Annotated in this window: 16 protein-coding genes and 1 pseudogene; 6 read left to right on the top strand and 11 right to left on the bottom strand. The window is 62.2% G+C overall.

The window, feature by feature from the left end; genetic code table 11:
- Positions 1–229: 229 nt before the first annotated feature.
- Positions 230–505, top strand: coding sequence for a polyhydroxyalkanoic acid system family protein (locus AAEZ08_RS18195; protein ID WP_003280968.1), 276 nt, complete (start codon positions 230–232; stop codon positions 503–505).
- Positions 506–624: 119 nt separating this feature from the next.
- Here the strand turns inward: AAEZ08_RS18195 and AAEZ08_RS18190 are convergent, their stop codons facing one another.
- The 5 genes from AAEZ08_RS18190 to trmL form a co-directional block, all read right to left on the bottom strand.
- A complete protein-coding gene (locus AAEZ08_RS18190; RefSeq protein WP_058063539.1) occupies positions 625–999 on the bottom strand; it encodes a gamma-butyrobetaine hydroxylase family protein in 375 nt (124 codons plus the stop codon).
- Between the two features lie 80 nt (positions 1,000–1,079).
- Positions 1,080–2,423, bottom strand: a complete 1,344-nt coding sequence (hslU, locus tag AAEZ08_RS18185) for an ATP-dependent protease ATPase subunit HslU (RefSeq protein ID WP_003280965.1) — start codon at positions 2,421–2,423, stop codon at positions 1,080–1,082.
- Between the two features lie 33 nt (positions 2,424–2,456).
- A complete protein-coding gene (hslV, locus tag AAEZ08_RS18180) occupies positions 2,457–2,993 on the bottom strand; it encodes an ATP-dependent protease subunit HslV (RefSeq protein WP_003280963.1) in 537 nt (178 codons plus the stop codon).
- 137 nt (positions 2,994–3,130) lie between these two features.
- Positions 3,131–5,503 carry an FdhF/YdeP family oxidoreductase gene (locus AAEZ08_RS18175; RefSeq protein WP_102820994.1) on the bottom strand — a complete coding sequence of 791 codons (2,373 nt, stop codon included), beginning with the start codon at positions 5,501–5,503 and terminating at the stop codon, positions 3,131–3,133.
- A gap of 90 nt (positions 5,504–5,593) precedes the next feature.
- Entirely contained in the window at positions 5,594–6,076 is a 483-nt protein-coding gene (gene trmL / locus AAEZ08_RS18170) for a tRNA (uridine(34)/cytosine(34)/5-carboxymethylaminomethyluridine(34)-2'-O)-methyltransferase TrmL (protein ID WP_500124841.1), read from the bottom strand.
- Between trmL and AAEZ08_RS18165 the strand changes: the two genes are divergently transcribed.
- Positions 6,075–6,524, top strand: a complete 450-nt coding sequence (locus tag AAEZ08_RS18165) for a hypothetical protein (protein ID WP_483031136.1) — start codon at positions 6,075–6,077, stop codon at positions 6,522–6,524. The two genes, trmL and AAEZ08_RS18165, sit on opposite strands and share 2 nt — an antisense overlap.
- A 68-nt stretch (positions 6,525–6,592) precedes the next feature.
- On the opposite strand, the gene ntrC is transcribed toward AAEZ08_RS18165, so the two are convergent.
- The 5 genes from ntrC to glnA form a co-directional block, all read right to left on the bottom strand.
- On the bottom strand, positions 6,593–8,029 hold the full coding sequence (gene ntrC, locus AAEZ08_RS18160) for a nitrogen regulation protein NR(I) (RefSeq protein ID WP_102820998.1): 1,437 nt from the start codon (positions 8,027–8,029) through the stop codon (positions 6,593–6,595).
- Positions 8,030–8,031: 2 nt separating this feature from the next.
- The gene (gene glnL / locus AAEZ08_RS18155; RefSeq protein WP_003280956.1) at positions 8,032–9,108 is read right to left on the bottom strand and encodes a nitrogen regulation protein NR(II); all 1,077 of its coding nucleotides are present in this window, start codon (positions 9,106–9,108) and stop codon (positions 8,032–8,034) included.
- 170 nt (positions 9,109–9,278) lie between these two features.
- Entirely contained in the window at positions 9,279–9,905 is a 627-nt protein-coding gene (locus AAEZ08_RS18150; RefSeq protein ID WP_500124840.1) for a DUF4124 domain-containing protein, read from the bottom strand.
- Positions 9,906–9,907: 2 nt separating this feature from the next.
- Positions 9,908–10,462 (bottom strand): DUF4124 domain-containing protein, encoded by a 555-nt coding sequence (locus tag AAEZ08_RS18145; RefSeq protein WP_003280953.1) that lies wholly within the window; start codon positions 10,460–10,462, stop codon positions 9,908–9,910.
- A gap of 164 nt (positions 10,463–10,626) precedes the next feature.
- Complete coding sequence (glnA, locus tag AAEZ08_RS18140; RefSeq protein ID WP_003280952.1) at positions 10,627–12,033, bottom strand: glutamate--ammonia ligase; 1,407 nt, start codon at positions 12,031–12,033, stop codon at positions 10,627–10,629.
- Positions 12,034–12,376: 343 nt separating this feature from the next.
- Between glnA and thiI the strand changes: the two genes are divergently transcribed.
- From thiI to AAEZ08_RS18120, 4 genes and pseudogenes are all read left to right on the top strand, one after another.
- Positions 12,377–13,831, top strand: a complete 1,455-nt coding sequence (gene thiI / locus AAEZ08_RS18135) for a tRNA uracil 4-sulfurtransferase ThiI (protein WP_058063546.1) — start codon at positions 12,377–12,379, stop codon at positions 13,829–13,831.
- 167 nt (positions 13,832–13,998) lie between these two features.
- The gene (gene typA, locus AAEZ08_RS18130; protein ID WP_023447093.1) at positions 13,999–15,819 is read left to right on the top strand and encodes a translational GTPase TypA; all 1,821 of its coding nucleotides are present in this window, start codon (positions 13,999–14,001) and stop codon (positions 15,817–15,819) included.
- A 394-nt stretch (positions 15,820–16,213) separates the two neighbouring features.
- Positions 16,214–16,723, top strand: a pseudogene (locus AAEZ08_RS18125) (MCP four helix bundle domain-containing protein); the annotation flags it as partial.
- Positions 16,724–16,789: 66 nt separating this feature from the next.
- Positions 16,790–17,851, top strand: coding sequence for a methyl-accepting chemotaxis protein (locus tag AAEZ08_RS18120; RefSeq protein WP_500124875.1), 1,062 nt, complete (start codon positions 16,790–16,792; stop codon positions 17,849–17,851).
- Between the two features lie 67 nt (positions 17,852–17,918).
- Here AAEZ08_RS18120 and AAEZ08_RS18115 read toward each other — a convergent pair whose 3' ends face one another.
- Positions 17,919–19,232, bottom strand: coding sequence for a 2-hydroxycarboxylate transporter family protein (locus tag AAEZ08_RS18115; protein ID WP_058063548.1), 1,314 nt, complete (start codon positions 19,230–19,232; stop codon positions 17,919–17,921).
- Positions 19,233–19,466: the final 234 nt, after the last annotated feature.

The raw sequence follows: 19,466 nt of genomic DNA, 5'->3' as shown, positions 1-19,466 counted from the left end.
TTCGCCGGAAAGAATGTGCCCGGCATTCTAAACCTAAATAGGCGGCTGATAAGCGTCGAGCTGGCGGTCGCGGGCAAAAGGGCTAGCGGCGACATGTCGCAGGATGGCGCTGGCGGCGACAGGCCTGTGGGACAGAGGGTTCACTGGCATGATCAGGCGGGGCGGCCAGGCGATCGACGGCGCCGCTTTGCTATAGTGCGCGCCTTTTCGGGCGCAGCCAGGAGTCCTCATGGCCCAGATCATCGTCGAACGTACCCACAATCTTGGCCGCGAGGCCGCACGCGAGAAGGCCGACGAGCTGGCTGCACGCCTAGCTCGCGAGTTCGGCGTGAGCTGTCAGTGGCAGGGCGATGTGCTGGCCGTCAAGCGCAGCGGCGCGGACGGACGCATCGAAGTCTACGAGGACAGCGTCAAGGTCCTGCTCAACCTCGGCCTGCTGCTCTCGGCGATGGGCAGCAGCATTCAGGGGCAGATCGAGCGGGCGCTGGACAAGGCGCTGGTCTGAACCAGCGTTGCCGTTTCGCATACATGAAGGCGACGTAGGGTGGATGTCGCTTTTTACATCCACCGCCGCTGAGCTGTGGCTCTGATCGGTGGATCGTGATCCACCCTGCGGTTTTTCTTTCAGAGCATCAGCTTGACCACGGACTCATTCGGGTCGCGTGACTTGCCGGCTGCCGCAAGTGCCGCGAGATAGTCGTCCCACAGCACCTGCTGATTCAGCGCGAGGCGCTCCAGGTAATCCCAGGTGAACAGGCCGCTGTCGTGGCCATCACTGAAGGTCAGCTTTAGCGCGTACTGGCCGGCCGGCTCGATCTTCTCAAGCCCAACGTTCAGCTTTCCCGTCTGCAGCACGGGATTGCCGTGGCCCTGCACCTCGGCGGACGGCGAATGCACGCGCAGGAACTCGGCGCTGAACACATAGCGCTGGTCGTCGCCGTATTCCAACTCCAGCGTTTTCGACGCCCGGTGTAGCTTGATTGCGGTGGGAATGCGCATGGACAGCTCCAGGCGGCAAGCCACAAGAACAAGTGGAGCGGGGCTCGCTCGCAGCTTGTACCTTGCAGCTTGCCGCCGCTTTAAAGGATATAGCGCGACAGGTCTTCGTCCTGCGCCAGCTCGCCGAGGTGCTCGTTGACGTAGGTGGCGTCGATGCGGATAGCCTCACCATCCTGCCTGGTAGCAATGTCCGCTGCGCTGAAGGAAACCTCTTCCAGCAGCCGTTCGAGCAGCGTGTGCAGACGCCGCGCGCCGATGTTCTCGGTCTTCTCGTTGACCTGCCAGGCGATCTCGGCGATGCGCTTGATGCCATCTTCGAGAAATTCGATGTGCAGGCCTTCGGTCTTCAGCAGTTCGCGGTACTGCTCGGTGAGCGCGGCGTGGGGCTCGGTCAGGATGCGTTCGAAGTCGTTCGGCGACAACGCCTTGAGCTCGACCCGGATCGGCAGACGACCCTGTAGCTCCGGCACCAGGTCACTGGGTTTGGACAGGTGGAAAGCGCCCGATGCGATGAACAGGATGTGGTCGGTCTTGACCATGCCCAACTTGGTATTGACGGTGCTGCCTTCGATCAGCGGCAGCAGGTCGCGCTGCACGCCTTCGCGGGAGACGTCAGCGCCGCTGGTGTTGCCGCGTTTGGCCACCTTGTCGATTTCGTCGATGAAGACGATACCGTTCTGCTCCACCGCTTCCAGGGCGCGTGCCTTGAGGTCTTCTTCGTTGACCAGGCGCGCGGCTTCCTCGTCGCGGATGAGCTTGAAGGCTTCCTTGATCTTCAGCTTGCGACTCTTCTTCTTGCCCTTGCCCATGTTGGCGAAGAGGCTCTGCAGCTGGTTGGTCATCTCCTCCATGCCGGGCGGGGCCATGATCTCCACGCCGGCGGGGCTTTCGGCCACTTCGATGTCGATTTCCTTGTCGTCGAGCTGGCCTTCGCGCAGGCGCTTGCGGAACAGCTGGCGGGTGTTGGAATCGCTCGCCTGCATCGGCTCCTCGGAGAAGCCCACCGGGCGTGCCGGCGGCAGCAGGGCGTCGAGGATGCGTTCTTCTGCAGCGTCCTCGGCGCGGTCGCGCATCTTGTGCACTTCCTGCTCGCGCAGCATCTTCAACGCCGCGTCGGCGAGGTCGCGGATGATCGACTCGACGTCGCGGCCGACATAGCCGACCTCGGTGAATTTGGTCGCTTCGACCTTGATGAACGGTGCGTTGGCCAGCTTTGCCAGACGACGGGCGATTTCGGTCTTGCCGACACCGGTCGGGCCGATCATCAGAATGTTCTTCGGGGTGACTTCCTGGCGCAGCTCGGCCGGCAGCTGCATGCGCCGCCAGCGGTTGCGCAGGGCGATGGCGACGGCTCGCTTGGCGTCCTCCTGGCCGATGATGTGGCGGTTGAGTTCGTGGACGATTTCGCGGGGCGTCATGGACATTGTTTCGTTACTCCGGAAGGCTGGACACAGGCGTCAGACGGCGCTGTCCAGCTCCTCTATGGTCAGATTCTGATTGGTAAAGACGCAGATGCTGCCGGCGATGTTCAGCGCCGTCTCCGCGATCTCCTGGGCTGACATGTCGTCGCCGGCCTTGAGCAGCAGCGCCTTGGCCGCGGCCTGGGCGAAACCGCCGCCGGAGCCCATGGCGATCAGGTCGTCCTCGGGCTGCACCACGTCGCCGTTGCCGGTGATGATCAGCGAGGCGTCCTTATTGGCCACCGCCAGCATTGCCTCCAGGCGACTCAGCGAACGGTCGGTGCGCCAGTCCTTGGCCAGCTCGACGGCGGCGCGGACCAGATGACCCTGATGTTTCTCCAGCTGCCCTTCGAAGCGTTCGAAGAGGGTGAAGGCGTCGGCGGTGGCACCGGCGAAGCCGGCCAGAACCTGACCGTGATAGAGGCGACGGACCTTCTTGGCGTTGCCTTTCATGACGGTGTTGCCCAGGGAAACCTGGCCGTCGCCGCCCATGACGACTTTGCCGTTGCGGCGTACTGAAACGATGGTGGTCAAAGGAAGATCTCCACACTGCGGGGCGATGAATGCCCGAATGCGGTTGATATGGGGGACTGCAGCCGGCTTTTCAACGGCTGTCGGTGAGGTTCCTCGACAGCCGTGTTACAGCGCTTTGCTTTGCAGCGCTCAGTCGCTCAGGCCGGTCCGGGCTCTTCGCTACGCTGCGGCCGACTGGGTTGGCGCGGCACGTCGCCGGCAACCGCTGCAGCGATCAGCTTGCGCAGGCGCACCGGAATCGACTTGGCCGCTGGCACCTTGCTGCGTTCGGCGTAATGCCAGACCGGCAGCAGCGCGTTGCATTCAGGGTAGTAGCCGGCGCAGCAGCCCTCGGGAATATCGTAAGGCGTGACCCGTAGCGGGCTCACTGCGCGGTGCACGCCGTCGTCGACCACGGTAATCGCCTCGATGCGATCGCCTTCGGCCAGGCCGAGGCGGACGATGTCGTTGCGGTTCATCAGGATCACCGCACGGGTGCCATGGATGCCGCGGAAACGGTCGTCGTAGCCATAGACGGTGGTATTGAACTGGTCATTGCTGCGCAGCGTCATCATCTGCAGCACGTCGTGCTGCTCGTGGCCGTCTTCTTCTGTGTCGGGGTCGGCGACCAGTGATGGCGGGTTGATAAAGTTGGCCTTGCCGGACTCGGTATCCCAGCGCCGCTCGCTGGCACCGAGCGGGCGGTGGAAACCGCCGGGCTCCATCATGCGCACGTTGAAGTCGTGGAAGATGTCCGGGTAGCTCTCGGCGATGGCGTCGCGTATCAGGCTGTAGTCCGCGACCCAGGTGTCCCAGTCCAGCATCGGGTTGGGTGTCAGCGTGGCCTTGGCCAGTCGCGCGATGATTGCCGGCTCCGACAACAGCAGTTCGCCAGCGGGCTCTGCGGCGCCCCGCCAGGCGCGGATGCAGCCGGTGCTGTCCTCGGTGGTGTGACGTTGCTCGCCGGTGGCCTGACGATCGATCTCGGTGCGCCCCAGGCAGGGCAGGATGTAGGACACCTCGCCGGTGGTCAGGTGATTGCGGTTGAGCTTGGTCGATACCTGGACCGATAGCCGCAGTTTGCGCCAGGCCGGCTCCATCTGCAGCGTGTCGGGAATGGCGCGGACGAAGTTGCCACCCAGGCCGATAAAGCCACGGATGCTGCCATCGAGAATGCCTTCACAGGCCTCCACGGTGTTCACGCCGTCATCGCTCGGCGGCTCGAAGCCGAACTGCCGGCGCAGATTGTCTGCCGGGACTTTCGCAGCTTTCTCGGTGATGCCGACGGTACGTTGGCCTTGCACGTTGGAGTGGCCGCGGACCGGCAGGATGCCGGCGCCTTCCTTGCCGATGTTGCCGCGTAGCAGCAGCAGGTTGACCAGCATCTGAATAGTCTGCACACCGTAGCGGTGCTGGGTCAGGCCCATACCGTAAGGGGTGATCACCCGCTCGCAGCGTGCGTAGACGGTCGCCGCCGCTTCCAGCGCCGAGCGGCTGAGCCCTGAGCGGCGCTCTAGCTGTGCCCAGCTATAGCTGCGGATGCGCTGCTCGAAAGCGTCGAAACCATGGGTATGCTGCTCGATGAAGTCCACGTCGAGCACGCGCTTGCGGCCCTCGGCAATGGCCTGATCGTCCATGGCGAACAGCGCCTTGCACATACCGGCGATGGCGGCCATGTCACCGCCGATGGCGAGCTGGTGATACTGGGTGCTGATCACCGTGCTGTCCGGGGTGAGCATTTCGCGCGGCGATTGCGGGTTGACGAAGCGCTCCAGCCCGCGCTCGCGCAACGGGTTGAAGGTGACGATCTGCGCGCCGCGCTCGCGGGCTTCCTGTAGCTGATGCAGCATCCGCGGGCTGGAGGTGCCAGTGTTGTGGCCGAAGAAGAACAACCCGTCGGTGTGTTCGAAATCGTTCAGGGTGACGGTGGCCACCGGCACGCCGATGCTCTCCGGCAGCGCCACCGAGGTGCTCTCGTGGCACATGTTGGAACTGTCTGGCAGGTTGTTGGTGCCGTACATCCGCGCCAGCACGCCATACATGTAGGCCGTCTCCAGCGCGGCTCGACCGGACATGTAGAACACCACCTGATCTGGATCGGCCATGGCCTTGAGTTCGGCACCGATCTCGGCGAAGGCCTCATCCCAGCTGACCGGCTGGTAATGGTCGCTGGCGCCGTCGTAGCGCAGTGGATGAGTCAGGCGACCCTGTTGCTCCAGATCGTAATCGCTCCAATTGAGCAGCTCGCTGACGCTGTGTTTGGCAAAGAACTCGGGCCCACAACGTAGCGACGTGGTCTCCCACGCAGTCGCCTTGGCGCCGTTTTCGCAGAAGGACAGCGGCCGTGACGGGTGTGGCTTGGCCCAGGCGCAGCTGACACAGGCGAAGCCGTCGATCGGTTTGTTCTGCTTGAGCAACAGGCCGATGCCCGCTGGCGAGACGCGTTCGCGCAGCAGGATGTTAGCGACGGAGTAGGCTGATCCCCAGCCGCCGGCCGGCGCGTGGTAGGGCCTGAACTTGGTCTGGGACACGTCGTTTCTCCTGCTGCCAAGGGAGCTTGTCTTTTTACGACGGGGACCGCGGCGGATCGTTCAGGACCCTTTGTCACAAGGTTGTGCCGCTTACTCCATGGCGAAGCCGTGTTGGCGCCATGCCTCGTAAACCGCGACGGCCACGGTATTGGACAGGTTCAGGCTACGGCTGTCGGGCCGCATCGGCAGGCGCAGGCGCTGCTCGTTCGGTAGGGCATCGCGAATCTCGGCTGGCAGACCGCGACTCTCGGGGCCGAACAGCAGCGCGTCGCCGCAGCGATAGGACACTTCATGGAATGGCTGCGAGCCTTTGGTGGTGAAAGCGAACAGGCGCGGACCGTTGGGATTTGCCGAATCGATGCCGATCCGTTGCAGGCAGCTTGGCAAGTCGGCGTGACGCTCCAGCGAGGCATATTCGTGATAGTCCAGGCCGGCACGGCGCAGGCGCTTGTCGTCCAGTTCATAACCCAGCGGTTCGATCAGATGCAGGTGGCTGCCGGTATTGGCGCAGAGCCTGATAATGTTGCCGGTATTGGGCGGAATCTCCGGTTGGAACAGGATCACGTGAAACATGCGCAGCACCGAGGTTGAAGACCGGCGGCATTCTACCGGGGAGAAGGATCCGATGCCTCGCATACGCAGACGGTTTTTCGGCTCGCTGGTGCTGATCGGCCTGCTGGTCGGACTGATGATCGGTCGCCTCACCGCGCCCGGGCCGGTGCAGCTCGAAGCGGTTGAAGTGTCGCCGCAGGGCTTGGCTTTGCGCTTCGACCGCGAGCCTGAAGTGTATGACGAGCATCTTGAGGGGGCGTTTGCGCTCTTGTTTCAGGCGCAGGGCGAGCCACAGTCCGGACAATTACAGCTCCAGGGAATGCCCGTTGCCTGGCGTGTGCAGCAGACCGAGAAGGGTCTGCTATTGCATCTGGTTGCTGCGCGTCAGTTGCAGGGACAATGGTTAGGCGAACGCCGCGATGGCCGTTGGCACATTGCGGTGCAGGTGGCGGCGGACAAGCAGCCTTGAGCTGCCAATAACGACAAACCCCGCCGGCTGCGGGGTTTGTCGTCAATCGGTTACCGTGTCGAGCGCGGTCAGCTGTCGTCGCCGTCGTCCTCGTCGCTGCCATCGACGCGCATGCCCAGCTCCTTGATCTTGCGTGTCAGCGTATTGCGACCCCAGCCGAGCAACAGCGCGGCATCGCGGCGGCGGCCGGCGGTGTGCTTGAGCGCAGTCTCGATCATGATGCGTTCGAAGGCCGGCACTGCTTCGTCGAGCAGGTTGCTCTGGCCTCGCGCCAATGCCTGATCCGACCAGTTGCGCAGCGCCTGCTCCCAGTTGTGCGCCGGTTGCGCCTCGGCCTGCTGGTTGAGAAGCTCCGGCGGCAGGTCGTCGACATGCACTTCGCGCCCGGAGGCCATCACCGTGATCCAGCGGCAGGTGTTTTCCAGCTGACGCACGTTGCCCGGCCACGGCAGGTTCTGCAGGTACTCCTTGGTAGCAGGCTTGAGCACCTTGGTTTCCACCGACAGCTCCTGTGCAGCGCTGGCGAGGAAGTGCTCGGCCAGCGCCGGGATGTCCTCGCGGCGGTCGGACAGGCGGGGGATGTGAATACGGATGACGTTCAGGCGGTGGAACAGGTCTTCGCGGAACTTGCCGGCCTGCACCAGGGTTTCCAGGTCCTGATGCGTTGCGGCGATGATGCGCACGTCGACCCGTACCGGCGTATGCCCGCCCACCCGATAGAACTCACCATCGGCCAGTACGCGCAGCAGACGTGTCTGGGTATCGGCCGGCATGTCGCCGATCTCGTCGAGGAACAAGGTGCCGCCGTCGGCCTGCTCGAAACGGCCGCGGCGCAGGTTGGCCGCGCCGGTGAAGGCGCCTTTCTCGTGGCCGAACAGCTCCGACTCCATCAGGTCCTTGGGAATCGCCGCCATGTTCAATGCAATGAACGGTGAAGCCGAGCGAGGGCTGTGGCGATGCAGGGCGTGGGCAACCAGCTCTTTGCCGGTGCCCGACTCGCCATTGATCAGCACGGTGATGTTCGAGTGGCTGAGGCGACCGATGGCGCGGAAGACTTCCTGCATCGCCGGCGCCTCGCCGATGATCTCTGGCGTGTGGTGTTGGCTTGCCGGCTCCTGCTGGCTCTGCTGCTCCTGAGCGTGCTGATTGGCGCGCTTGACCAGCGACACAGCGTCGTCAACGTCGAACGGCTTGGGCAGGTATTCGAAGGCGCCGCCCTGATAGGACGCCACCGCGCTGTCCAGATCCGAATGCGCAGTCATGATGATCACCGGCAGGCGCGGGTACTGCTCGCGGATCTGCGAGAGCATGTCCAGGCCGCTGATACCGGGCATGCGGATATCGGAAATGATCACATCAGGCTGCTGGCGCGAGAGCCGGGCGAGTACGCCGTCGGCACTGTCGAAGCTCTGCGTGGCCATGCCTTCCTGTTGCAGGGCCTTTTCCAGGACCCAGCGGATGGAGCGGTCGTCGTCGACGATCCAGACGTTTTCGCTTCGGCTCATGCTTATGTGGCTCCTTGTTCCAGCGGTAGGAAGATCGAGAACACGGTGTGGCCGGGGTGGCTCTCGCACTCGATCAGGCCCTGGTGCTGACTGATGATGTTCTGGGTGATGGCAAGGCCCAGCCCGGTTCCGTCCGGGCGACCACTGACCATCGGGTAGAAGAGGGTGTTCTGCAGCTCGGCGGGGATGCCCGGGCCGTTGTCGATGATCTCGATGCGTGTCACCAGGCGATGGCGGATATGGCCAATGGTGAACTGGCGTAGCGTGCGGGTGCGCAGCGTGAGGCGGCCAAGGCCCAGCTCGTTCTGGCCGGCGAGCGCCTGCATGGCGTTGCGCATGATATTGAGCACGGCCTGGATCATCTGTTCGCGGTCCATCAGGACCTCGGGAATGCTCGGGTCGTAGTCACGCACCAAAATGATGCTTCCCTGGCATTCCGCCTCGATCAGGCTGGCCACATGTTCGAGCACTTCGTGAATGTTGGTCATCGACAGCGAAGGCAGCTTGTTCGAGCCAAGCATGCGGTCGACCAGATTACGCAGGCGGTCAGCCTCTTCGATGATGACCTCGGTGTAGTCCTTCAGGTGCTCCTCCGGTAGCTCGCGAGCCAGCAGTTGTGCTGCACCGCGAATGCCGCCCAGCGGATTCTTGATCTCGTGGGCCAGGCCGCGCACCAGCATCTTGGTGGTTTCCTGCTTGGAGAGCTGTGCCTCTTCCTTAGTGATGCGCAGCAGCCGGTCGCGCGGCAACACTTCCAGCAGCAGCATGGTTTCCTGCCGGGTCAGTACCGGCGTCACGGCGTAGTCGACAGTCAGTGTCTGGCCGGTGGCGGACGTCAGCGTGGCCTCGCGCTTGGTGAAAGGATGTGCTTCTTCCACAGCCTGACGCAGAGCCGCCAGGGCTTCCGGTGATTCGGTGAACAGCTCGCTGATGAATTGACCATGACTGCGCTGGCCGCTCACGGCCAGCAGCATTTCGGCCGCCGGATTCATGTATTCCAGGCGCAAGCGCGAATTGAGCAACAACGTCGCGGTGGTGAGGTTCTCGATCAGCAGGCGTTGCAGGGCTTCGTTGATCATGGCAGGTCTGCGTCCGGAAGTTCAGGCAGGAAATGCAAGAACCAAACCAAGGTGCGCCATTGCGGCGCGGGACGGCTTGATGCTGCAGCCCTACAGGCTGTCCGATGACCCATATTGGTGACGAGGAATTCGTTCGCCCACTGGGTGCACCAAACAGGTGCGCCCTATGATCATAGAAAGGGCACGAAGGGAATGTTGCGTTTTTCTACTGGCTTGTCCTTGAGTGGGCATTCCGGGCGCACGCCGTAGTCGGCTTTCTTGCATGGGTTGACCATACGTCGTTGAGCCAGCGAGGTGCGTATCAGATGAAAGGGCTGAGCTTCGGTGCGCTGCAGCTCGCGGTCCTGATTGTCCACCACTGCAACCGCCAGCTGATGGGTGCCGCGGTCGACATTGCTCAGTTCGAAGGATGCCTGCTCTCCCGGCGCGCCGAAAGGCTGCCCGTCCAGCAATAGTTGGTAGGCGTGGCCGGGTAGCAACTCGGGCTCCGCCTGCACGGTTACGCTGACGTTGCCGGCATTGTTGCGGATCGCTTCATCGGCAACCGGGGTGAGAATGCGCAGCTGATAGCTGATAACCGCAGCCTTGGGCGTCTCGGCCTGCGTGGCGCGCAAGGCGGGTGCCGGCGGGGCAGGCATGCTGTTTGAGGGTTTCAGGCGTATCTCGTCTACTGTTTGGCCAGCCGGGCGATCGGTGAACACCCGATTGCCGTCGGCATCGGTGTAGCTGTAGACGCCGGCGAAGGCGGGCAAGGCTGCCGCCAGCAGGAAAGCGGCGGCCAACGTCTGTCGGAGCATGCTCAAGAGGCCGGCTTGGGTTTTGGTGGCGGCGGACGCAGCGCGGGGCTGGACGTATTGACCCGCTGCACGGTGAAGAGCTCCGCCTCGCTGCGCTGGATCACGCGGTCGCCGCTGAGCACCTCGACCTGCAGGCGATGGTCGCCGCGCTCGATGTTGTTCAGTTGCAAGGAGGTGGCTGGGCTGGGAGCGGCCTGTGGAATTCCGTCGAGCAGAAAGCGCAGGGTATGGCCCCGCTGCAGTTGCGGCTCCAGCAGGGCGCTGACGACGAAGGTGCCGTTGTTGGCGCGCAAGGCCTCGTCATCCGGAATGCCCGTCACCCGGAGTGTCTGATAGGGGGCCTGCTGGGTCTGCTGGCGGTCCGGCAGCGGAGGTGGCGGCTCGGCTGTACGAATGTTCACGGTGTTGGCGGGTGGAAGATCGACAGTGTCGGCCTGCACGCCTTCGGGCGGTTGATTGGTGAACACCGTATTGCCGCTGGCATCGGTGTATTTGTAGATCTCGGCGAAGGCCGGGATGCTGAGGATGAACAGCAGGCTGAACAGTGCGCTACGCATGGGACGCTCCGCGGGATTTGACATCGGAAGCCTTGCATTGCTCGGGCCTCCAGGCAAGCCTGATCGGTGGGAATTGCGAGCCGCAACAAGCTGCATGAAGTTGGGGTCGGTCGCTTAAACGAAGAAGGCCACCCGAGGGTGGCCTTCCTGTCACGCAGTCTGGATCAGACGCTGTAGTACAGGTCGTATTCCAGCGGGTGCACGAAGGTGCGCACCTTGATTTCTTCTTCCGCTTTCAACTCGATGTATGCATCGATGAAGTCGTCGGAGAACACGCCGCCCTTGGTCAGGAACGCGCGGCCCTTGTCCAGCTCTTCCAGGGCTTCCTTCAGGCTGCCGCAAACCTGCGGGATCAGCTTGCCTTCTTCCGGCGGCAGATCGTACAGGTTCTTGTCGGCCGCATCGCCAGGGTGAATCTTGTTCTGGATGCCGTCCAGGCCAGCCATCAGCAGTGCAGCGAAGCACAGGTACGGGTTGGCAGCCGGGTCCGGGAAGCGCGCTTCGATGCGGCGGGCTTTCGGGCTGGAAACGTACGGAATACGGATCGAGGCGGAACGGTTGCGGGCCGAGTAAGCCAGCATGACCGGTGCTTCGAAGCCCGGGACCAGACGTTTGTAGGAGTTGGTCGACGGGTTGGTGAAGCCGTTCAGCGCCTTGCCGTGCTTGATGATGCCGCCGATGAAGTACAGGGCAGTCTCGGACAGGCCGGCATAGCCTTCGCCAGCGAAGGTGTTCTTGCCATCCTTGGAGATGGACATGTGTACGTGCATACCCGAACCGTTGTCGCCATACAGCGGCTTCGGCATGAAGGTCGCGGTCTTGCCATAGGCGTCGGCGACGTTGTGTACGCAGTACTTGAGGGTCTGAACTTCGTCAGCCTTGTTTACCAGCGTGTTGAACTTGACGCCGATCTCGTTCTGGCCGGCAGTCGCCACTTCGTGGTGATGAACTTCGACAACCAGACCCATTTCTTCCATGGCGTTGCACATGGCAGTACGGATTTCGTGGTCGTGGTCGCACGGCGGAACCGGGAAGTAGCCACCTTTGACGGCTGGGCGATGGCCCTTGTTGCCGCCTTCGACGTCCTGGTCGGTCATCCAGGAGCCTTGCTCGGAGTAGATCTTGAACATCGAGCCGGAGATGTCCGACTTGAACTTCACTTCGTCGAAGATGAAGAACTCCGGCTCAGGGCCTACGAATACGGTGTCGCCGATGCCGGTGCCTTTGAGGAACTCTTCAGCGCGCTTGGCGATGGAGCGCGGGTCACGGTCGTAGCCCTGCATGGTGCTCGGCTCGACGATGTCGCAGACCAGGATCAGGGTCGGCTCTTCGGTAAACGGATCGAGTACGGCAGTTTCATCGACCGGCATCAGGATCATGTCGGAGGCTTCGATGCCTTTCCAGCCATGGATGGACGAGCCGTCGAACATCTTGCCGTGCTCGAAGAAGTCTTCATCCTGCGCATCACGAGCCGGAACGGTGACGTGGTGCTGCTTGCCTTTGGTATCGGTGAAGCGCAGATCAATCCACTTCACATCGTAATCTTTGATCAGTTGAAGCGACTTCGACATGGTGCTCTCCAAGTGGTGGAAGCGTTGACAGGTTGCTTCCGAAATCTAGGGGTGAAGCCGAGCGGGGATACTCCGTCACGGCGACCTGCCTCACAAGAGAGCAAATTGCATGCCAGTGCTCCTTCTTGGGACTGCAGGCCCGCGACCACGGCGCTGCGGCATTCGTGCGCGCTATAGAGTAGCCATTAGTCCCAAGTCGTGCGCCGTGTTGGTGCGAAGCAAATGAAGGTCGCATCATATTGGTGCGTTTGGGTGCGTTTAAAGAAAGCGATTAAATGTTGAGCAGTTTCCGCTATACTCCGCGCCCCTCTTTTCCTGCCACGTCGGCGCCCGCGCTGTTTCCATGAAGCTGATCGTCAAGGTTTTTCCCGAAATCACCATCAAGAGCCCGCCGGTGCGCAAGGGCTTCATTCGTCAATTGGCGAAGAACATCCGCACCGTGCTGCGCGAGCTCGATCCCGGCCTGCGGGTCGAGGGCGTGTGGGACAACATCGAGGTGGAAACCGCGCTCAGCGAGCCAAAGCTGCTGCGCGAGATGATCGAGCGCCTGCGCTGCACGCCCGGCATTGCCCATTGCCTGGAAGTGCACGAGTATCCGCTAGGCGATCTCGATGACATCGTCGCCAGGTGCAAGGCCCACTATGCCAAGCGCCTGCCGGGCAAGATCTTCGCCGTGCGCTGCAAGCGTGCCGGCAAGCATCCGTTCAGCTCCATGGACGTCGAACGCCATGTCGGCAGCCAGCTTCGCCAGCAGTGCGGCGCCGCCGGTATTTCGCTAAAGGCCCCGGAAGTCGAAGTGCGCATGGAGATCCGCGACCAGCGCCTGTTCGTCGTGCACGAGCAGCATGACGGCATCGGCGGCTACCCGTTGGGCGCGCTGGAGCAGACCCTGGTATTGATGTCCGGTGGTTTCGACTCCACCGTTGCCGCCTATCAGATGATGCGCCGCGGGCTGATGACGCATTTCTGCTTCTTCAATCTAGGCGGCCGTGCCCACGAACTGGGCGTGATGGAAGTCGCCCATTATCTGTGGAAAAAATACGGCAGCTCGCACCGCGTGCTGTTCATCAGCGTGCCGTTCGAGGAAGTGGTCGGCGAGATCCTGCAGAAAGTCGACAACAGCCAGATGGGCGTCGTCCTCAAGCGCATGATGCTGCGCGTCTCGACGCAGATCGCCGAGCGCCTGCACATCGATGCGCTGGTCACCGGCGAGGCGATCTCCCAGGTCTCCAGCCAGACGCTACCGAACCTCTCGGTAATCGATTCGGCCACCGACATGCTGGTGCTGCGCCCGCTGATCGCCAGCCACAAGCAGGACATCATCGACACAGCCTTCGAGATCGGCACCGCCGAGTTCGCCAAGAACATGCCCGAATACTGCGGCGTGATCTCGGTGAACCCGACCACCAAGGCCAAGCGCTATCGTATCGAGCACGAAGAAAAGCAGTTCGACATGGCGATCCTCGAACGCGCCCTGGCCAACGCCCGACAGGTCGCCATCGATCGCGTGATCGACGAGCTGGGCCAGGATTTGCAGGTAGAAGAGGTCGTCGAGCCGAGCACCGGTCAGGTCATCCTCGACATTCGTCACCCCGATAGCGCCGAGGACGAACCGCTCGAGCTGCCTGGGATCGAAGTACAGACGCTACCCTTCTATGCGCTGAACAACCGATTCAAGGACCTGGATGAAAATCGCCAGTACCTGCTTTATTGCGATAAAGGTGTCATGAGCCGCCTGCATGCTCACCATCTGCTGAGCGAGGGGCATGTCAATGTACGCGTCTATCGTCCGGCCTGACTCATCGGTGAAACAGCCGGGGCTGCTTGGCGGCAGCATCCGCCACCGCCCTCCCGACCGGCACTGATCGCAAGGCCAGGCCGTACAACCCTCGGACAGACTGTCTTCGTCCGGACTACTTCCAGCTTCCAGCCTCAGCTTGAAGCTATCTACAGAGAAAAGAATCAGTGATCGAGAATCTACGCAACATCGCCATCATCGCCCACGTCGACCATGGCAAGACCACCCTCGTCGACAAACTCCTGCGCCTGTCCGGCACCCTGGACCGCAAGGAGCTGGAAAACGAGCGCGTGATGGACTCCAACGATCAGGAAAAGGAACGCGGCATCACCATCCTGGCCAAGAACACTGCGCTGAAGTGGAAGGACTACAGCATCAACATCGTCGACACCCCCGGCCACGCCGACTTCGGCGGTGAAGTCGAGCGCGTGATGTCGATGGTCGACTCCGTGCTGCTGGTGGTCGACGCTCAGGACGGCCCCATGCCGCAGACCCGCTTCGTGACCCAGAAGGCGTTCAAGGCCGGCCTGCGTCCGATCGTCGTGGTCAACAAGATCGACCGTCCGGGCGCGCGTCCGGACTGGGTAATCGACCAGATCTTCGACCTGTTCGACAACCTCGGTGCCACCGACGAGCAGCTGGACTTCCCAATCGTCTACGCCAGTGCCCTGAATGGCATTGCCGGTATGGACCACGAGAAGATGGACGACGACATGGATGCCCTGTTCCAGGCCATCGTCGACCACGTGCCGGCGCCAGTCGTCGACGCCAGCGGCCCGTTCCAAATGCAGATTTCCCAGCTGGACTACAACAGCTTCCTCGGCGTGATCGGCATCGGCCGCATTGCCCGCGGCACCATTAAGGCCAACACGCCGGTCACCGCCATCGGCGCCGACGGCAAGAAGCGCAACGGTCGTATCCTCAAGATCATGGGGCACTCCGGTCTGCAGCGCGTTGAAGTGCAGGAAGCCGAAGCGGGCGACATCGTCTGCGTATCCGGTATGGACGAGCTCTACATCTCCGACACCCTGTGCGACCAGAACAATGTCGAAGCGCTGCCGCCGCTGACCGTCGACCAGCCGACCGTGAGCATGACCTTCCAGGTCAACGACTCGCCGTTCGCCGGCAAGGAAGGCAAGTTCGTCACCAGCCGCAACATCAAGGATCGCCTGGAGAAGGAGCTGCTGCACAACGTTGCCCTGCGCGTCGAGCCAGGCGACAGCCCTGAGAAGTTCAAGGTTTCCGGTCGTGGCGAGCTGCACCTTTCGGTACTGATCGAAACCATGCGTCGTGAAGGCTTCGAGCTGGCCGTAGGCCGTCCGGAAGTGGTGATCATCGAGAACGAGGCCGGCGACAAGCAGGAGCCGTACGAGAACGTCACCATCGATATCGAAGAGCAGCACCAGGGTCCGGTGATGGAGCAGATGGGCCTGCGTAAGGGCGACCTGAGCAACATGGTCCCGGATGGCAAGGGTCGTGTGCGTCTGGAGTACACCATCCCGGCGCGTGGTCTGATCGGCTTCCGTAACAACTTCCTGACCATGACCTCGGGTAGCGGCATCCTGACCTCGACCTTCAGCCACTACGGCCCGATCAAGGCCGGCGAAGTGACCAACCGCCAGAACGGCGTGCTGGTCTCGATGGCCACCGGTACCGCGCTGACCTACTCGCTGGAAACCCTGCAGGCACGCGGCAAGCTGTTCCTGGCGCCGGGCGACGAGATCTACGAAGGCCAGCTGTGCGGCATCAACAGCCGTGACAACGACCTGGTGCTTAACCCCACCAAAGGCAAGAAGCTCGACAACATGCGCGCTTCCGGCAAGGACGAAGTCATCGCCCTGGTTCCGCCGATCAAGTTCACCCTCGAGCAGGCGCTGGAATTCATCGCCGACGACGAACTGGTCGAAGTGACGCCGAAGTCCATTCGTCTGCGCAAGAAGTACCTCAACGAGAACGACCGCAAGCGCTTTGAGCGCAGCAAGGTCTAAATCCCGTTGCGAGACAAACAGAAAGGCGCCTTCGGGCGCCTTTTTGCTTTCTGCACATTGTCATCGTTGTTGATCCAGCGGCTTGGCCTTCGCTTTCATTTACGCCGAGCCTGGTCCTGATCTCATGAGCCCCTCGCGCAGCCGCTTTTTTGCATGGTGAAAACTTATACAAGACCTCTGCGCGATGCGCCGTTGAGCCTTCTCATCAGAAGTCTGGCGTCCGGTGTCCTGATTTCACGCGGCCTTAACCCCACAGCACAGCAAGAAAAACTTGTACAAATAATGTCACTATGACATTGCGTTGTACAAGTTTTGGCCCGGCTTCGCTAAGCGTCGGGTAACTCACGGCTGACCGCAATGGCTAGCCTCGCAGCCTGGCTAGGGGAGATGCTCCATGAACAAGCAGATGTCGGTATCCATGCGCCTAGGGCTGGGATTCTTCGTGATTCTGGCGCTGATGGTGGCCGTTGCGGTGGTCAGTGCGTTGAATGTCAGCGTGATCGATCGGACCATGAGTCAGATCAGCGCTCAAGCCGGACTGAAGCAACGTTACGCGATCAACTTCAGAGGCAGCGTGCATGACCGTGCGATAGCCGTCCGCGATGCCGTCAGCGCTGCCGATCCGGCGTTCGCCCGTGACCAGGTGGCGGAAATCGAGCGACTGGCGCAGCTCTACGCCGACTCGGCGGTGCCGATGAAGGCGATGCTCATGCAGCCCTCCGCCGATGCTGTCGAAAAGCAGCTGATGATGCAGATCGAAGCGATTGAGACGAAAACCAACGCCCTGACCCGTCAAGTCGTCGAACTGCGCTTCAATGAAGGGTCGGACCGGGGCTATGAATTCCTGCTGGAGAACGTCGCCGGGGCATATAGCGAGTGGCTGCGCCTGATCAACGCGTTCATTGACCACCAGGAGTTGAGCATCACCGAAGACGTGGCAATCGTGCGTGACACCGCCAGCGGTTTTCTCATGCTGATCGTCGCGGTAACGGGGGTGGCTGTACTGCTCGGTGCGGCAATCGCTGTTCTGATCATCCGCAAGCTGCGCTCGACGCTAGGGGCCGAGCCTGACGAGGTGGTGCGGGTGATTGGCAACTTGGCTGATGGCGACCTGAAACAGGTGATCGTCACGCCTTATCCGGATAGCGTCATGGGTGCCACGGCGAAGATGGCCAGCCGCTTGACCGCAATCATCGCCGAGGTGCGCGCCGCCGCCGATGGGGTTGGTGTGGCATCGGGCGAGCTACGCGTCTCTTCGGCGAACAGCAACCAGCAGATCCAGCGTCAATCGGCAGAGGCCGAGCAGGTGGCCACGGCAATCAACCAGATGGCAGCGACCGTAAGCGAGGTGGCCAACTTCGCCGCCCGCGCCGCCACTGCAGCGAAGAGCGCCGACGAGCAGGTCGAGACCGGAACTCGCATCGTGGGTGAAACAGCCGCTTCCATTCAGAACCTGGCCAAGGTTCTGGAGAGCGCTACCGAGACGGTCAATCAGGTATCGGCCGAGAGCGGCGATATCGAAAAGATCCTGCAGGTGATCACCGCCATCGCCGAGCAGACCAACCTGCTGGCCCTGAACGCAGCTATCGAGGCGGCTCGGGCCGGCGAGCACGGTCGCGGCTTCGCGGTAGTGGCCGACGAGGTGCGCTCCCTGGCTAATCGTACGCAGCAGTCTTCCAGCGAAATCAGCGTGATGATCGCCTCCTTGCAGGCCGGTGCGGGCAAAGCGGTGGACGTCATGCAGTCGAGCAAGCGATTGGCCCAGCAGACCGTCGAGCAGACGCTGCAGGCGGAAGGTGCGCTGGCCAACATTCGCCAGGAAGTGGGCTCGATCAACGAGATGAACGCACAGATCGCGACGGCCTCCGAGGAACAAAGTGCGGTGGCCGAGGAGGTCAACCAGAGCGTGACGCGCATTCACGACTCGACAGTCGCCAGCTCGGCTGCGTCGAATCAGGTCGCCTCTTCCAGCCAGGACCTGACGACGCTAGCGCAGGAGCTGAATCGCAAGGTTGGCTACTTTCGCGGCTGATGGCTTCGGCGTTTGAACGAAAAAGCCCCGACCGCAAGGCCGGGGCTTTTGTCGTTCCTGATTCCGATCAGGTAAAGAACAGCGGTACCACCACGCTGGAGATCAGCAGAATCAGCGCACCGCCCAGGCGCGAGGAGATCTGCGCGAAGGGCATCAGTGACATGCGGCGCGCGGCTGACAGCACCGCGACGTCACCGGTGCCGCCCATGTTGGCCATGCACAGTCCCGCGGTGATCGCCGACTCGATGGGGTAGAAACCCACCAGCTTGCCCACCAGGCCCGCGCCAAAGGCTGCGCCAGCGACCACGGCGAATACGATCAGCACATAGGTCAGCGAGATGGCGTCGATCACCTGGCCAAGGTCGGTGAAGGCCACGCCAATGCCGAACAGCAGGGCGAAAGTCCAGTTGCGGGCAACGAAGCGGAACCACTGCGAGGCGGCGTCGTTGATCGACTCGGGCACCAGGTTGCATACCTTGAGCAGCGCCACCAGCACGATCATCAGCGCATACGGGTGCAGCGGGACGAATTTGCCGAGAATCTGGCCGGCGACGAAGAAACTCAGTGCTGCAATCAGGCCGATGCCAAGGGCCGGCAGGGTGATGGGGCTCTCCTTCTCGGTGACATCCACGCCCGGCATCATCTGGCCGTTACCGGTCAGGGACGGATAGCGATTGCCCAGGCCGTTGAGCAGGCCGGCGATGATGATCGCGAAGACGTTACCGAGCGCCAGTGCCGGAACCAGGATCGAAATGTAATAGCTTGCCGGCTGGCCCAGCAGCTGCTCGTAGATCTGGCTCATCGGTACCGCGCCAGCCCCCATGCCGCCACCCATGATCGGCATGGCGATGACCACGACTGCGTCCTGAGGCGAGAAGCCGAGCAGGGCGCCGACGGCCATCGCGAACAGAGCGGCGAACAGCACCGAGCAGAGCAGCGGCAACGCGTAGCGCGAACCGACTTTGACCAGCACCTTGGCGTCCATACCCAGGATGCTGCCGGTGATCAATGCTGCGATGTAGAAGTCGAGAAAGCCGCCGCCCTTCATGAAGCTGGCGACGTCATTGGCGACTGCGGCGGGCAGCCAGCCGAAATAGACCATGGATGCTGCACCGAACAGCGCCATGATGGCGCCGCCGCCGAGATAGGTCTTGATGATCGGCAACCGGTCGCCGGCGAAACCGAGCAACTCGCCGAGGAGCATCATCACCAGCAACGCACCGATCATGCCGGTGGGCAGCGTGTCCGTGGCGATGGCCGCGGCCATGACGAGCAAGGCGATGGCAAACAGCGGCAGCGGCAGATTGAAGATGCGTTGGGAGAGCAGGGATGAGGTCTGGCTACCGTCAGGCACGGCAGCGCTCAGCGTGGTCCGATTCATTGTTGTACTCCTTCGAACGTGGCGGCCAGGTGGCGCACGTACGGGTGATTGGTTGCGAAAGCGCGGTCGGACAACCGTGCGCGGCTACCTTAAGCAGAGATGCTTCGCGGCCAATGTTTGGCGAAGTTAAAAAACCATTACGAAACTAAAAAAAGCAGAGCCGGGCTTGACCCAAGATGGCCGGGCTGGCTCGATCCGGCCCTTTACCGCGGCGTTTCCAGCGCCGATCACGAT

The sequence above is a fragment of the Pseudomonas sp. E45-MNA-CIBAN-0222 genome (genome assembly GCF_040310405.1).
Classification (GTDB): Bacteria; Pseudomonadota; Gammaproteobacteria; order Pseudomonadales; family Pseudomonadaceae; genus Stutzerimonas; species Stutzerimonas stutzeri_AC.
Note: the sequence above shows the minus strand (reverse complement) of the source record. Positions and strands in the feature narration are given on the sequence as shown.